The 15,035-nt window shown below is 67.8% G+C and carries 12 protein-coding genes; 4 read left to right on the forward strand and 8 right to left on the reverse strand.

Annotated features, from left to right (window positions below; all coding sequences use genetic code 11):
- Nucleotides 1–108: 108 nt before the first annotated feature.
- From ACQKIP_RS07080 to dnaA, 8 genes are all read right to left on the reverse strand, one after another.
- Nucleotides 109–804, reverse strand: a complete 696-nt coding sequence (locus ACQKIP_RS07080) for a DUF3566 domain-containing protein (RefSeq protein ID WP_365859358.1) — start codon at nt 802–804, stop codon at nt 109–111.
- An 18-nt stretch (nt 805–822) separates the two neighbouring features.
- Nucleotides 823–3,423, reverse strand: a complete 2,601-nt coding sequence (gene gyrA / locus ACQKIP_RS07085) for a DNA gyrase subunit A (protein ID WP_365859360.1) — start codon at nt 3,421–3,423, stop codon at nt 823–825.
- A 42-nt stretch (nt 3,424–3,465) separates the two neighbouring features.
- Nucleotides 3,466–5,535 (reverse strand): DNA topoisomerase (ATP-hydrolyzing) subunit B, encoded by a 2,070-nt coding sequence (gene gyrB, locus ACQKIP_RS07090; RefSeq protein WP_361193825.1) that lies wholly within the window; start codon nt 5,533–5,535, stop codon nt 3,466–3,468.
- Nucleotides 5,536–5,800: 265 nt separating this feature from the next.
- Nucleotides 5,801–6,361 (reverse strand): DUF721 domain-containing protein, encoded by a 561-nt coding sequence (locus ACQKIP_RS07095; protein ID WP_365859362.1) that lies wholly within the window; start codon nt 6,359–6,361, stop codon nt 5,801–5,803.
- 37 nt (nt 6,362–6,398) lie between these two features.
- Nucleotides 6,399–7,520, reverse strand: a complete 1,122-nt coding sequence (gene recF / locus ACQKIP_RS07100; RefSeq protein WP_365859364.1) for a DNA replication/repair protein RecF — start codon at nt 7,518–7,520, stop codon at nt 6,399–6,401.
- Between the two features lie 72 nt (nt 7,521–7,592).
- Entirely contained in the window at nt 7,593–8,477 is an 885-nt protein-coding gene (gene gnd, locus ACQKIP_RS07105) for a phosphogluconate dehydrogenase (NAD(+)-dependent, decarboxylating) (RefSeq protein WP_365859366.1), read from the reverse strand.
- A gap of 89 nt (nt 8,478–8,566) precedes the next feature.
- Entirely contained in the window at nt 8,567–9,697 is a 1,131-nt protein-coding gene (dnaN, locus tag ACQKIP_RS07110) for a DNA polymerase III subunit beta (RefSeq protein WP_190082992.1), read from the reverse strand.
- A gap of 873 nt (nt 9,698–10,570) precedes the next feature.
- A complete protein-coding gene (dnaA, locus tag ACQKIP_RS07115; RefSeq protein WP_365859368.1) occupies nt 10,571–12,481 on the reverse strand; it encodes a chromosomal replication initiator protein DnaA in 1,911 nt (636 codons plus the stop codon).
- A gap of 368 nt (nt 12,482–12,849) precedes the next feature.
- On the opposite strand from dnaA, the gene rpmH reads away from it, so the two are divergent.
- Genes rpmH through yidC form a run of 4 tightly spaced genes read left to right on the forward strand, consistent with a single transcriptional unit; the run spans nt 12,850 to nt 15,031 of the window.
- On the forward strand, nt 12,850–12,987 hold the full coding sequence (gene rpmH, locus ACQKIP_RS07120; RefSeq protein ID WP_006381191.1) for a 50S ribosomal protein L34: 138 nt from the start codon (nt 12,850–12,852) through the stop codon (nt 12,985–12,987).
- Between the two features lie 20 nt (nt 12,988–13,007).
- Nucleotides 13,008–13,379 (forward strand): ribonuclease P protein component, encoded by a 372-nt coding sequence (gene rnpA, locus ACQKIP_RS07125; RefSeq protein ID WP_361193810.1) that lies wholly within the window; start codon nt 13,008–13,010, stop codon nt 13,377–13,379.
- Nucleotides 13,376–13,735 carry a membrane protein insertion efficiency factor YidD gene (yidD, locus tag ACQKIP_RS07130; protein WP_365859370.1) on the forward strand — a complete coding sequence of 120 codons (360 nt, stop codon included), beginning with the start codon at nt 13,376–13,378 and terminating at the stop codon, nt 13,733–13,735. Before rnpA ends, yidD begins: the two co-directional genes overlap by 4 nt.
- A 3-nt stretch (nt 13,736–13,738) precedes the next feature.
- Nucleotides 13,739–15,031: a membrane protein insertase YidC gene (yidC, locus tag ACQKIP_RS07135; protein ID WP_365859372.1), complete on the forward strand. Its 1,293-nt coding sequence runs from the start codon at nt 13,739–13,741 to the stop codon at nt 15,029–15,031.
- Nucleotides 15,032–15,035 lie beyond the last annotated feature (4 nt).

The following is a 15,035-nucleotide window of genomic DNA, read 5'->3' on the forward strand; positions in this document are numbered from 1 at the left end:
GCGTAGGGCCACGCGGCTCTGCGCAGCCCTACACAGCCCTACGGAAACGCAGCCCTACGGAAGACAAGAAGAGAGCGGGAAGAGAGCAGAAGGAGAGTCGGAGGAGAACTACTCGTCCTCGGCCAGCGTCAGCTCGACGCCGCCCACGAAGCCCGCGGAGAGGTTGTAGATGAACGCGCCGAGTGTCGCGAGGGCCGTGGCGAGGACCACGTCGATGACCGCGATGATCGTCGTGAACATCAGGACGCGCGGCAGCGACAGGAACGACTGGAGGTCGAAGCCGTTGGACTCGTTCGAGCCCGTCGCCTCGGAGATCGTGCCGCCCACCGTCGAGAAGACGCCCATGGCGTCCATGACCATCCACAGCACGGCTGCCGCGACGATCGTGCAGATGCCAAGGGCGATGGAGAGCAGGAAGCTGACCTTCATCACCGACCACGGGTCGGCCTTGGCCACCCGCAGCCGCGCCTTGCGCGTACGAGGCGTCGTACGCGCCCCGGTCCGCGGCCTGCGCACGGAACCCGTCTGGGACTGCTGATAGGCCTGCGGCGGGTGGTACGGCTGGGAGGCCTGCTGCTGGGGCTGCCGCTCACCGGGCAGCGCACCACCGCCGCCCTGGGGCGCCTGGGCCCCACCGGCGTACTGCGGTGACTGGGCCGACTGCGGCCCTCGGGTGTCGGTCACGGTTCCCCCCTGGGATCCACGGGACTCATGCGAGTCGGGAGAATCAGTGGCGGAGCCACGGACACCGTCTGTACCGGCTGAGCCGGCTCCACTTGCTCCGGCGTCCGTGGCTCCACTCACGATGACTCTCTCCTCGCGCTACTCGGCCGTGGACTCCGTGCCCTCGTCCGTACCGGCGGCCGGCTCACCGTCTGCCGATTCGACGACGATGTCACCGTCGACTTCCTCGGCCTCGCGCCCGGCCTCGGCGTTACGAGCGATACCGACCACGGCATCGCGCTTGCCCAGGTTGATCAGTTGGACGCCCATGGTGTCACGGCCCGTCTCCCTGACCTCGTTGACTCGCGTACGAATCACACCGCCGCTCAGGGTGATGGCGAGGATCTCGTCGGTCTCCTCCGTCACCAGCGCCCCCACGAGTTCGCCGCGGTCCTCCACGATCTTGGCGGCCTTGATGCCGAGGCCGCCGCGGCCCTGGACGCGGTACTCGTCGACGTTGGTCCGCTTCGCGTAACCGCCGTCGGTTGCGGTGAAGACGAAAGTACCCGGCCTGACGACATTCATCGAGAGCAGTTCGTCGCCATCGCGGAAACTCATTCCCTTCACGCCTGACGTCGCACGGCCCATGGGACGCAGCGCATCGTCCGTTGCGGTGAACCTGATCGACTGCGCCTTCTTGCTGATGAGCAGCAGATCGTCCTCGGAGGAGACCAGCTCGGCGCCGATCAGCTCGTCGTCCTTGCCGTCGTCCGTCTCACGGAGGTTGATGGCGATGACGCCACCGGAGCGAGGCGAGTCGTAGTCCTTGAGCGGGGTCTTCTTCACGAGGCCGCCCTTGGTGGCGAGCACCAGGTAGGGCACCGCTTCGTAGTCCCGGATCGCGAGGATCTCGGCGATCTGCTCGTCCGGCTGGAAGGCGAGCAGGTTGGCGACGTGCTGGCCGCGGGCCTCACGCCCCGCGTCGGGCAGCTCGTACGCCTTGGCGCGGTAGACGCGGCCCTTGTTCGTGAAGAACAGCAGCCAGTGGTGCGTCGTGGACACGAAGAAGTGGTCGACGATGTCGTCCTGCTTCAGCTTCGTGCCGCGCACGCCCTTGCCGCCGCGCTTCTGCGAGCGGTAGTCCTCCGTCTTGGTGCGCTTGATGTAGCCACCGCGCGTGATGGTGACGACGATGTCCTCTTCGGCGATCAGGTCCTCCATGGACATGTCGCCGTCGAAGGGCACGAGCGCCGAGCGGCGGTCCTCGCCGAACTTGTCGACGATCGCCGCGAGCTCCTCGCTGATGATCTGGCGCTGCCGCTCGGGCGAGGCCAGGATCGCGTTGTACTCGTTGATCTTCGCCTGGAGTTCGTCGTGCTCGGCGACGATCTTCTGGCGCTCCAGGGCGGCGAGCCGGCGCAGCTGCATCTCGAGGATGGCGTTGGCCTGGATCTCGTCGATCGAGAGCAGCCCCATCAGGCCCTCACGCGCGACGTCGACCGTCTGGCTGGCCCGGATGAGCGCGATGACCTCGTCGATCGCGTCCAGGGCCTTCAGGAGGCCGCGCAGGATGTGGGCCCGCTCCTCGGCCTTGCGCAGCCGGAACTTCGTACGCCGGACGATGACCTCGACCTGGTGCGTCACCCAGTGGCGGATGAACGCGTCCAGGGAGAGGGTGCGCGGCACGCCGTCGACCAGGGCCAGCATGTTGGCGCTGAAGTTCGACTGGAGGTCGGTGTGCTTGTAGAGGTTGTTCAGGACGACCTTGGCGACCGCGTCGCGCTTCAGGACGACGACGAGGCGCTGGCCAGTGCGGGAAGACGTTTCGTCGCGGACGTCGGCGATGCCGCCGACCCTGCCGTCCTTGACCAGGTCGGCGATCTTCTGCGCGAGGTTGTCGGGGTTGGTCTGGTACGGGAGCTCGGTGACCACCAGGCACTGGCGGTTCTGGATCTCCTCGACGGCGACGACCGCGCGCATCGTGATGGAGCCGCGGCCCGTGCGGTAGGCCTCCTCGATGCCCTTGCGGCCCACCACCAGTGCGCCGGTGGGGAAGTCGGGGCCCTTGATGCGCTCGATGAGCGCGTCGAGCAGCTCCTCGTGCGAGGCGTCCGGGTGCTCCAGGGCCCACTGCGCGCCCGCCGCGACCTCGCGGAGGTTGTGCGGCGGGATGTTCGTCGCCATGCCGACCGCGATGCCCGCCGAGCCGTTGATCAGCAGGTTCGGGAAGCGCGCCGGTAGGACCGTCGGCTCCTGGTTGCGGCCGTCGTAGTTGTCCGTGAAGTCGACGGTCTCCTCGTCGATGTCACGGACCATCTCCATGGCGAGCGGCGCCATCTTGCACTCGGTGTACCGCATGGCGGCCGCCGGGTCGTTGCCCGGAGAGCCGAAGTTGCCGTTGGAGTCCACGAGCGGCATCCGCATCGACCACGGCTGGGCGAGGCGCACCAGGGCGTCGTAGATCGAGGAGTCGCCGTGCGGGTGGTAGGTGCCCATGACGTCGCCGACGACGCGGGCGCACTTGTAGAAGCCCTTCTCGGGGCGGTATCCGCCGTCGTACATCGCGTACAGGACACGGCGGTGTACGGGCTTGAGGCCGTCCCGTACGTCGGGCAGCGCACGCGACACGATGACGGACATCGCGTAGTCGAGGTAGGAGCGCTGCATCTCCGTCTCGAGCCCGACGGGCTCGACACGCATGCCGACGCCGGGAACGGCGGGCTCCTCTTCGGGCATCACAGGGGTGTTCTCGTCGGCCATTGCTGGTCAAAGTCCTTTCGGGGTGCGGCTTGTACGGCCGACTCAGATGTCGAGGAAGCGGACGTCCTTGGCGTTGCGCTGAATGAACGAGCGCCTCGCCTCGACGTCCTCTCCCATCAGCACCGAGAACAGGTCGTCGGCCTGCGCCGCGTCGTCCAGGGTGACCTGGCCGAGAACGCGGTGATCCTGGTCCATCGTCGTGACGCGCAGCTCCTCGGCGTTCATCTCGCCGAGACCCTTGAAGCGCTGGACCGAGTCGTCCTTGATGCGCTTGCCGGCCTGGCGGCCGAGCTCCACCAGGGCGTCGCGCTCGCGGTCGGAGTACGCGTACTGGAAGTCGTCCCTGGTCCACTTGATCTTGTAGAGCGGCGGGCGCGACAGGTAGACGTGACCGGCCTCGACCAGCGGACGCATGAAGCGGAAGAGGAACGTCAGGAGCAGCGTGTTGATGTGCTGGCCGTCGACGTCGGCGTCCGCCATCAGGATGATCTTGTGATAGCGGAGCTTCTCGATGTCGAAGTCCTCGTGCACACCCGTGCCGAAGGCCGAGATCAGCGCCTGGACTTCCTGGTTGTGCAGGATCTTGTCGACGCGGGCCTTCTCGACGTTCAGGATCTTGCCTCGGATGGGCAGGATCGCCTGGTACATCGGGTCGCGGCCGGACTTCGCCGAACCACCGGCGGAGTCACCCTCGACGATGAAGATCTCGCACTTCGTCGGGTCGTTCGACTGGCAGTCGCTCAGCTTGCCCGGCAGCGAGGCGGTCTCCAGGAGGCCCTTGCGGCGGGTCAGGTCGCGCGCCTTGCGGGCGGCGACACGCGCCGTGGCGGCCTGGATGCCCTTGCGGATGATGTCCGCGGCCTCGTTCGGGTTCCGGTCGAACCAGTCCGTGAGGTGCTCGTGCACGACCTTCTGGACGAAGGTCTTCGCCTCGGTGTTGCCCAGCTTGGTCTTGGTCTGGCCCTCGAACTGGGGCTCGCCCAGCTTCACCGAGATGATCGCGGTCAGACCCTCGCGGATGTCCTCACCCGTGAGGTTGTCGTCCTTCTCGCGCAGCAGCTTCTTGTCGCGCGCGTACCGGTTGACCAGGCCCGTCAGCGCGGCCCTGAAGCCCTCCTCGTGCGTACCGCCCTCATGCGTGTGGATCGTGTTCGCGAAGGAGTAGACCCCTTCGGTGTACTGCGAGTTCCACTGCATGGCGATCTCGGCCGAGAGCATGCGCTCCTTGTCCTCGGCCTCGACGTCAATGACGGTCTCGTGGATGACCTCGCCCTTGCGGGAGTTGAGGTACTTCACGAAGTCGACGATGCCGCCTTCGTAGTAGTACGACACCGTGCGGGCCTCGTCGGCGGCGTCATCGGTCGCCTCGGCCGAGTCCGCGCCCGCCGTCGCCTTCGCCGACTCGCGCTCGTCGGTGAGGTTGATGGTCAGGCCCTTGTTGAGGAACGCCATCTCCTGGAAGCGCCGTGCCAGCGTCTCGAAGGAGTACTCGGTCGTCTCGAAGACGTCCGGGTCGGCCCAGAAGGTGACCGTGGTCCCGGAGGTGTCGACCGCCTCGTGCTTGGCCAGCGGGGCCGTCGGCACGCCCAGCTTGAAGTCCTGGGTCCAGCGGAAGCCGTCGCGCTTGATCTCGACCGCGAGCTTGGTGGACAGGGCGTTCACGACGGAGACGCCGACGCCGTGCAGACCGCCGGAGACGGCGTACCCGCCGCCGCCGAACTTGCCGCCCGCGTGCAGGACGGTCAGGACGACCTCCACCGCGGGCTTCTTCTCCACCGGGTGCATGTCGACGGGGATGCCACGGCCGTTGTCGACGACGCGCACGCCGCCGTCGGCGAGGATCGTCACGTCGATGGTGTCCGCGTGCCCCGCGAGGGCTTCGTCGACGGAGTTGTCGACAACCTCTTGCACGAGGTGGTGCAGGCCACGCTCACCGGTCGACCCGATGTACATGCCAGGTCGCTTGCGGACCGCGTCCAGACCCTCGAGGACGGTGATCGCGCTGGCGTCGTACGAGGCTGTGACCTCGCCGTTCTCGCCGGCGGCGGTGGACGGGATGTTCTCGTTGGGGTTGCCGGAATCGGCCACGAAGCGCCCTTTCTGGCACAGCACAAGCCAAGCACCCGGCGGTGGCCGGAGCGGCTGCGTCGTTCAGCGATAGTCAGCGTTGCTCGGTGCGTCCCACAAGTGGGGCGGGATTAGCTTCCAGTCTACCGGTAGCGCCGACAGTGATGGGGGTTTGCCGGTACCTGAGTCCGCATGTGCCGTCCTGAACCGGCCTCATCCGACTCCCCATATGCGGCCTGGGGCTCTAAGAGGCTCACAGCGGCACTCAGCGCTTTGAGGTGTCAACCCCGAGCTACCACCCGGTACGGCCTCAGCCGTAGGTGTCCCCGGGGCCCGTGCTGCCTGGTGCGCGCAAGGGTCCGAAGCGACGCGCGGGGCCGCCGGGACCGAGGACTTTGATGAGGCGCACGGTGCCGTGACCGAGGTCCTCGTTGAGGCGGGCGACCAGCTGGGGGGCCAGCAGGCGCAGGTTGGTCGCCCACGCCGTGGAGTCGCACTGGACGGTCAGGGTGCGCTCGTTCTCGTCGTACCGCTGCGGGACGCAGTGATTGGCCAGGTCGTCGCCGACGATCTGCGGCCAGCGGCCCATCACCCCGCCGACCGCCGCCGGGGTCTCCCAGCCGCGCTCGGTGATCAGGCGGTTGATCGCGGAGCCGAGCGGCTGCGGGTCACGTCCGTCGGCGCGTGCGCCGGAGCGCAGACCGCCCCTGCGGGCCTGCTTCTTCTGCTGCGCGGCGTCCCCACGCGCGCGTGCCTGTTCCTTGGCGGCGCGCAGGGCGACCCTGGCGAGGTCGACGCCGGAGGGCTCGGGCGTCTTCTTGGGCGGGCCCGGGTCCTGAGGGGCGCCCTCGGCGGGCTCTTCGGCGCTCATCCGCGCTCCCGGCATACGCGTTCGCGGCTCAGGCGCGTCATACGCGTTCCACCACGCCGTCCGACACCTCGAACCGCGTCCCGGCGAGCACGCCCGGCACGTCGTCGTCCACCGCGGCCGTCACCAGGACCTGCTCGCCCGGCGCCACCAGCTCCGCGAGGCGCTCCCTGCGGCGCGCGTCGAGCTCCGCGAACACGTCGTCCAGGACGAGCACCGGTTCGTTGCCTTCGGCCCGCAGCAGGTCGTACGAGGCCAGGCGCAGCGCCAGGGCGTACGACCAGGACTCCCCGTGGCTCGCGTATCCCTTCGCGGGGAGCTGGCCCAGCTTCAGGATTAGGTCGTCGCGGTGCGGCCCGACCAGCGTCACGCCCCGCTCGATCTCCTGCTTGCGGGCCTCTTCGAGAGCGGCGATCAGCTGCTCGTAGAGGGCCTCGCGCGTGTGTCCTTCGCCCGACGCGGACGGCTTGTACTCCAGCGAGACGGGGCCGCCGCCGGGTGCCAGCTGCTCGTACGCCTTGTCGGCCAGCGGTTGCAGCGCGGCGATCAGGTCGAGCCGCTGCGCGAGCAGTTCGGCGCCCGCGTGCGCCAGGTGCTGGTCCCAGACGTCGAGCGTGGACAGGTCCATGGAGCGCCCGCCGTGCCGCCGCGCCAGGGCCGCTGACTTCAGGAGGGTGTTGCGCTGCTTCAGCACGCGGTCGTAGTCGGATCGCACGCCCGCCATACGGGGGGAGCGTGCCGTGATCAGTTCGTCGAGGAAGCGCCGGCGCTCGCCGGGGTCGCCCTTGATCAGGGCCAGATCCTCGGGCGCGAACAGCACCGTGCGCACGATCCCGAGCACGTCACGCGGCCTGACCTGCGACGATCTGTTGATGCGGGCGCGGTTGGCCTTGCCAGGGTTCAGCTCGAGCTCGACCAGCTGCTGTCGCTCGCCCTGGCGGACCTGCGCCCTGATGACGGCACGCTCGGCGCCCATGCGCACCAGGGGGGCGTCCGAGGAGACCCGGTGGCTGCCGAGCGTGGCGAGATAGCCGACGGCCTCGACGAGGTTGGTCTTCCCCTGGCCGTTCGGACCCACGAACGCGGTGACGCCCGGATCGAGAGGGACCTCGACCCGGGCGTACGAGCGGAAGTCGGCCAGCGACAGATGCGTGACGTGCATGGTGTGCGCCGACCTCCCCCGGCCTACTTCACTTGCTTGCAGACCTGCACAGTTTCCCGCACAGGCTGTGGATCAGTTCTCGCTCTTGGACTCGACGGCGTGGCCGCCGAACTGGTTGCGCAGCGCCGCGATCATCTTCATCTGCGGGGAGTCGTCCTGCCGCGAGGCGAAGCGGGCGAAGAGCGAGGCCGTGATGGCGGGCAGCGGCACGGCGTTGTCGATGGCGGCTTCCACCGTCCACCGGCCCTCTCCGGAGTCCTGCGCGAAGCCGCGCAGCTTCTCCAGGTGCTCGTCGTCGTCCAGGGCGTTGACCGCGAGGTCGAGCAGCCAGGAACGGATGACCGTGCCCTCCTGCCAGGAGCGGAAGACCTCGCGCACGTCCGTGACGGAGTCGACCTTCTCCAGGAGCTCCCAGCCCTCGGCGTAGGCCTGCATCATGGCGTACTCGATGCCGTTGTGGACCATCTTCGAGAAGTGGCCCGCGCCGACCTTGCCGGCGTGCACGGAACCGAAGTCGCCCTCGGGCTTGAGCGCGTCGAAGACCGGCTGGACCTTCGCGATGTTCTCGGCGTCGCCGCCGTACATCAGCGCGTAGCCGTTCTGCAGGCCCCAGACGCCGCCGGAGACGCCGCAGTCGACGAAGCCGATGCCCTTGGCGGCGAGCTCCTCGGCGTGCTTCTCGTCGTCCGTCCAGCGGGAGTTGCCGCCGTCCACGACGACGTCACCCGGCTGGAGCAGCTCGGCAAGCTCGTCGACGGTGGACTGGGTCGCGGCTCCGGCCGGAACCATCACCCAGACGACGCGCGGGCCCTTGAGCTTGCCCACAAGCTCTTCGAGGCTGTGGACATCCGCGACGTCCTGGTTGCGGTCGTATCCGATGACGGTGTGGCCTGCGCGGCGGATGCGCTCGCGCATGTTGCCGCCCATCTTGCCGAGGCCGACGAGACCGAGCTCCATCAGTGGTTCCTTAAGTAGCGATGTGGCGTGGAGGCACCTTCGTACCCGCGTCCGAGCCTACGCCCGGACGCCCGCTCACACCTGTGGGCTCAGCCGCTCAGACGTACAGGCATGATCAGGTACTTGTACGCCTCGTCGGCCTCCGCATCCAGCGCCGGCCTGCCGCTGAGGAGCGCGGGCTTCGTCGACGTCGTGAACGACAGCTGGGCGACCGGGGAGTCGATCGCGCTCAGGCCGTCGAGCAGGAACGTCGGGTTGAAGGCGATCGAGACGTCGTCGCCCTCGAGCTGGGCGTCGACCCTCTCCACAGCCTGTGCGTCGTCGCTGGAGCCGGCCTCCAGGATGAGCACGCCCTGCTCGAAGCTGAGCCGCACCGGAGTGTTCCGCTCGGCCACCAGGGCCACGCGCTTGACGGCCTCGACGAACGGGGCGGTCTCGATGACCGCGATCGAGTTGAACTCGGTGGGGAAAAGCGTCTTGTACTTCGGGAGGTCGCCCTCCAGGAGACGCGTGGTCGTCCGCCGTCCCGCGCCCTCGAAGCCGATCAGGCCCTCACCGGCACCGGAGCCGGACAGAGCCAGAGTGACCGTGTCGCCGCTCGTGAGCGCCTTGGCGGTGTCCAGGAGCGTCTTGGCGGGTACCAGGGCGACCGCGGAGGCCTCGGGGTTCTCCGGCTTCCACAGGAACTCGCGGACCGCGAAGCGGTAGCGGTCGGTGGAGGCGAGGGTGACCGTGTCGCCCTCGATCTCGATGCGCACGCCGGTCAGGACGGGCAGCGTGTCGTCGCGACCCGCGGCGATGGCCACCTGGGAAGCGGCGGAGGCGAAGACCTCACCGGGGACCGTGCCGGTCGCGGTGGGCATCTGCGGCAGCGCGGGGTACTCCTCCACAGGCAGTGTGTGGAGTGTGAATCGCGAGGAGCCGCAGACCACCGTGGCCCGTACACCGTCTGTGGAGATCTCCACCGGGCGGTTGGGAAGGGCACGGCAGATGTCGGCGAGCAGCCGGCCGGAGACGAGGACCGTGCCCTCGTCGTCGACCTCCGCGTCGACGGAGACCCGCGCCGAGACCTCGTAGTCGAAGCTGGAGAGGCTCAGTGCGCCTTCCTCGGCCTTCAGCAGCAAGCCCGCCAGGACGGGAGCCGGAGGCCGGGCCGGGAGACTGCGCGCCGCCCACGCCACTGCCTCCGCGAGTACGTCGCGTTCCACCCGGATCTTCACTTAGCCGCCCTCCTGCTGTTGCTGGCACTGGGGACCAGTCTGACGCACCGCACTGACAGTGGGTGCCCGTCGGGGTCAAGTCGTGACGAGCGGCGTCGGAGGTCCGGAGAGCAAGTTGTGCACAGGCCCCCCTTCCAAGCGAATTCCCCGGTGACTCTAAGTGGGAGTAGTAGTAGGGGCTGTGGATACCGTGGATAACCGCGTATTCGCAGGTCAGAGCCGGTTTTTTATCCACTGCGCCTGTGGGCGGAGGCAGTGGACAACCGGTGGTTTCTGTGGACGGGCGAAAGTTCTGCACACCCGGTGCACAGGGAGGGGCCACTTCTCCCCAGCGCTGTCCCCAGCTTTACCCACCTTCCCCACAGGCCAACCGACCTCCTTGGTGTGACGCCTTTCACTCGGCACGGTGACGGGGCGCGTTGCGTTGCCGAACAGTGGACAGCCGTGTGGAGAAGCTGGGGAAAGCTGGGGACAACCGGCCCCAGCCTGTGGGTTGCCGGTGGACAAGTTCATGCACACCCTGTGGACGAGATTTTCTTCCACACCCTGTGGAGGACCGTCGTCCACCAATCCACAACCACCTGACCTGGCTTGATGATCCCTCAGCAGGGTCTCCTGTGGACATCATCTGGACAACTTCCCGGTCCCCGGGGTGTGGAAGGAAAAAGGCCGCAGATCTGTGGAGAACAGGCCTCTCAGCTGGGGAAATCGAACAGCGGAGAGGGTCGGACGGGCTCCACGTGCGCGTGCACAACGGCAAAGGGCGCCCCGGAAGTTGTTCCGGGGCGCCCTTCGGGGACGTTTCAGCGAGGTGTCCGTACTTCTCTCAGCGCATCTGTGGGCGCTGCGTCGACGCTTGGGCCGGAGCGTGCGTCAGCCGTTCTTGATGCGGTTGGTGAGCTCGGTGACCTGGTTGTAGATCGAGCGCCGCTCCGCCATCAGTGCGCGGATCTTGCGGTCCGCGTGCATGACGGTCGTGTGGTCGCGGCCGCCGAACTGTGCGCCGATCTTGGGCAGGGAGAGGTCCGTCAGCTCGCGGCAGAGGTACATCGCGATCTGCCGGGCCGTCACCAGGACGCGGCTGCGCGAGGATCCGCAGAGATCGTCGACCGTAAGACCGAAGTAGTCCGCGGTGGCGGCCATGATGGCCGTCGCCGTGATCTCCGGGGCCGCGTCCTCGCCGCCCGGGATCAGATCCTTGAGGACGATCTCCGTAAGACCCAGGTCGACCGGCTGCCGGTTGAGCGAGGCGAAGGCCGTGACCCGGATCAGCGCGCCCTCGAGCTCACGGATGTTGCGTGAGATACGGGACGCGATGAACTCCAGGACCTCCGGCGGGGCGTTGAGCTGCTCCTGTACCGCCTTCTTACGAAGGATGGCGATACGCGTCTCGAGCTCCGGCGGCTGGACGTCGGTGATCAGTCCCCACTCGAAGCGGTTGCGCAGCCGGTCCTCCAGGGTCACCAGCTGCTTGGGCGGCCGGTCACTGGAGAGCACGATCTGCTTGTTCGCGTTGTGGAGCGTATTGAAGGTGTGGAAGAACTCCTCCTGCGTCGACTCCTTGCTCGCGAGGAACTGGATGTCGTCGACGAGCAGGATGTCCATCTCGCGGTACCGCTTGCGGAAGGTGTCGCCCTTGCCGTCGCGGATGGAGTTGATGAACTCGTTCGTGAACTCCTCGGAACTCACGTAGCGCACGCGCGTGCCGGGATAGAGGCTGCGGGCGTAGTGCCCGATGGCGTGCAGAAGGTGCGTCTTGCCGAGACCGGACTCCCCGTAGATGAAGAGAGGGTTGTACGCCTTGGCGGGCGCTTCGGCGACGGCGACGGCCGCCGCGTGGGCGAAACGGTTCGACGCGCCGATCACGAAGGTGTCGAAGAGGTACTTGGGGTTGAGCCGCGCGGTGGGCTCGCCGGGGGCCGAAGCGGGGGCCGGCTGTGCGGCGAGCGGGCCGGGGGCGCCGCTTCCGTGCACTCCGTGGCCGTTGCCGTGACCGCCGCCCCTGGGACCGGAGTGCCCGCCGGAGCCGGGGGGCTGCTCGTGCCGCTCCCGCCGGTCGTGGTGGTCCTGCTGGTCCTGGCGGTCCTGGCGCTCCTGGCGGTGCTGTTCGTACGGGGAGTGTTGCGGCGGCTGCGACCGGTAGTCGTGCTGGGGCTGCGGGGGGCTCGCGTACGGATCCCGCTCGGGGAAGCCGAGCCGCTGCTGCTGCCAGCCGTAGTCGTCCTGCGGGGTCTGGTGCTGGGGCTGGTGCTGCTGCGGCCAGGCGCCGGGTGCGGGGCGCTGGTAGTCGGGGTACGCGGGGCGGGCGGTCGGCAGCTGGTCTCCGGGCCCGCGGCCCGGGGAGTGCTCGTCCGGGGTGCGGCGCCCGTAACCGTCGTACGACTCGTGTCCCTGAGAGGGGCCCGGGTGCTGCTCGGGCTCTTCGTAGCGCTGCTGGTGCTGCTGCTGGCCGGGCTGGTGCTGCTGGAGCGGCGGCGCCGGCGGCGTGGGCCGGTCCATGGGGTCGCCCACCGAGTCGTCCACCGTGATGGCGATACGGATCGGGCGGCCGCACTCGCGGCTCAGCGACTCGCTGACAATAGGTGCGAGCCGCCCCTCGAGGACGCCCTTGGCGAACTCGTTCGGTACGGCGAGCAGTGCGGTGTCCGCGACCAGCGCCAGCGGCTGGCAGCGCTTGATCCAGCGCTCGTCCTTCGCGTCGACACCGTGCCCCCGCCCCTCACCCAGCAGCTGCTCCAGAACTCGTGGCCACACTGCGGCAAGATCGGCAGGTACGTCAGCCACAAGGCACGCTCTCTCACGGGGTCCCACGAAGGTGTGGTTTCTAGGGACGGAAATCGGGATGGGGAGGGAGAAGGGAATGAATCGGAGTTTGCCCACGGTAGTCAGGGCAACGGCTGCGGTTCAAGTTGTTGTCCACAGGCTGTGCACAGTGTCTCCCCCTGGCGGTCGGTTTGACCGGATGGCGTAGCCCCGCGTACCGTGACCAGGTCGAGTTGTCGATGGCTGCTGCCGCCTGCCTCCGATGGGCAAAGATCACGATCTGTGATTGTGAAGCGGTGCACTCGGTGCGTATTCGCGAGCTTCTCGTGGGCGCACGGTGACAGCCAGGCGATGTCCCGCCACCACACAATCATTTCTGGAGCCCCCGAGTGAGCAAGCGCACCTTCCAGCCGAACAACCGCCGTCGCGCCAAGACCCACGGCTTCCGCCTGCGGATGCGCACCCGTGCCGGCCGCGCGATTCTCGCGAACCGTCGTGGCAAGGGTCGCGCCAGCCTTTCCGCCTGATCGCATTAGGTCATGACGTCGTGCTGCCTACCGAGCATCGGCTGAGGCGGCGCGAAGACTTCGCGACCGCGGTACGCCGAGGACGACGGGCCGGACGCCCGCTTCTCGTCGTCCATCTTCGTAGCGGTGCAACGGACCCGCACGCGCCTGGGGAGAGCGTTTCCCCGACGCGTGCGGGTTTCGTCGTGAGCAAGGCCATTGGCGGAGCAGTCGTACGCAACAAGGTGAAGCGCAGGCTTCGCCATCTGATGCGTGACCGGGTGGCTCAGCTGCCCCCCGGTAGCCTGGTAGTCGTACGAGCGTTGCCCGGAGCGGGTGACGCCGCCCATGCACAGCTGGCCCAAGACCTGGATGCCGCTCTCCAGCGGCTGCTGGGAGGGGGCGCTCGATGAAGTACCCACTGCTGGCTCTGATCAAGCTGTACCAGTGGACGATCAGTCCATTGCTCGGCCCGGTGTGCAAGTACTACCCGTCGTGCTCCCGCTACGGCTACCTCGCCATCGACCGGCACGGAGCGATCAAGGGAACGGCGCTGACGGCCTGGCGCATCCTGCGGTGCAATCCGTGGTCGCTCGGTGGTGTCGACCACGTCCCGCCGCGCAAGCGCCCGCGGTGGCACGAGATGCTGCGCGCCATGTGGCGCGAACGCAAGGGCGGGACCTCCGCCGCTGGCGTGCCGTCCGGGGAGAGCTCCCCGGATACCCCTGGCCCGGCCGCCGAGACTCCGTCCCATGCTCAAGGAGCCTGATTAGTGGACACGATTGCCAGTCTGTTCAGCTTCATCACGACACCCGTTTCCTGGGTCATCGTCCAGTTCCACTCGCTGTACGGGGCCATCTTCGGCCCTGACACGGGCTGGGCCTGGGGCTTGTCCATCGTGTCCCTGGTGATCCTGATCCGTATCTGCCTGATCCCGCTCTTCGTGAAGCAGATCAAGGCGACCCGGGCGATGCAGACGCTGCAGCCCGAGATGAAGAAGATCCAGGAACGCTACAAGAGCGACAAGCAGCGTCAGTCCGAAGAGATGATGAAGCTGTACAAGGAGTCGGGTACCAACCCGCTCTCCTCGTGCCTTCCCATCCTGGCGCAGTCGCCGTTCTTCTTCGCCCTGTACCACGTGCTCTCCGGCATCGCGTCGAACGACACCATCGGCGTCATCGACAAGCCGCTGCTCGAGAGCGCGCAGAAGGCGCACATCTTCGGCGCCCCGCTGGCCGCGAAGTTCATGGACAGCGAGGAAAAGGTCCAGGCGCTCCACGCCTCGCTGACCGATGTCCGCGTCGTCACCGCGATCATGATCATCCTGATGTCGGCGTCGCAGTTCTTCACGCAGCGCCAGCTGATGACGAAGAACGTGGACACGACGGTCAAGACGCCGTTCATGCAGCAGCAGAAGATGCTGATGTACGTCTTCCCGATCATGTTCGCCGTGTTCGGAATCAACTTCCCCGTCGGTGTCCTCGTCTACTGGCTGACCACCAACGTGTGGACCATGGGTCAGCAGATGTTCGTCATCCGCCGGAACCCGACTCCCGGCTCCAAGGCCCAGGCCGCGTTCCTGGAGCGCCTGCAGAAGCAGCTCACGCACTCCAAGAAGGTGCGCGGCCGCGGCAACGCGAACGTCATCAAGGCGATCGTCGCCAAGGGCCGCGACCGCAACGAGTTCGAGCGCAAGTTCATCAACGGTCTGAGCAAGGAAGGCCTGGTGGCCCAGGCCGACGGCTCGGTCGCGCTCAGCGAGTCCTCCGTCGCCACGGAGACCGAGGACGGCACGCCGGCCGCCGGCGGCGCCCCGAAGCGGCAGCAGCCCAAGCGCCAGAGCAAGTCGCAGCGCCAGTCCGCCGCCGCCCACAGCAAGGCGGAGAGCGGCGCGGAGACGGCTTCGGATGCGAAGACGTCACTGGAGAAGACTCAGGACGAGCCCGAGGACGCCGCTCCCAAGGACAAGCCCGCGGGTGGCAAGTCCGGGTCAGGTAACGCACGCCAAGCCAAGTCGGGGCAGCGCAAGGGCCAGCAGCGGCCCAAGCACCCGTCCAAGAAGTAGAAGG

It is taken from the genome of Streptomyces sp. NPDC059900 (assembly GCF_050270335.1).
Lineage (GTDB): Bacteria > Actinomycetota > Actinomycetes > Streptomycetales > Streptomycetaceae > Streptomyces.

What these genes read in the sequence shown, in the direction of transcription:
- gyrA (WP_365859360.1), bottom strand. Translation starts at nt 3,423, where the DNA reads ATGGCCGACGAGAACACCCCTGTGATGCCCGAAGAGGAGCCCGCCGTT.
- ACQKIP_RS07095 (WP_365859362.1), bottom strand. Translation starts at nt 6,361, where the DNA reads ATGAGCGCCGAAGAGCCCGCCGAGGGCGCCCCTCAGGACCCGGGCCCG.
- recF (WP_365859364.1), bottom strand. Translation starts at nt 7,520, where the DNA reads ATGCACGTCACGCATCTGTCGCTGGCCGACTTCCGCTCGTACGCCCGG.
- gnd (WP_365859366.1), bottom strand. Translation starts at nt 8,477, where the DNA reads ATGGAGCTCGGTCTCGTCGGCCTCGGCAAGATGGGCGGCAACATGCGC.
- yidD (WP_365859370.1), top strand. Translation starts at nt 13,376, where the DNA reads ATGAAGTACCCACTGCTGGCTCTGATCAAGCTGTACCAGTGGACGATC.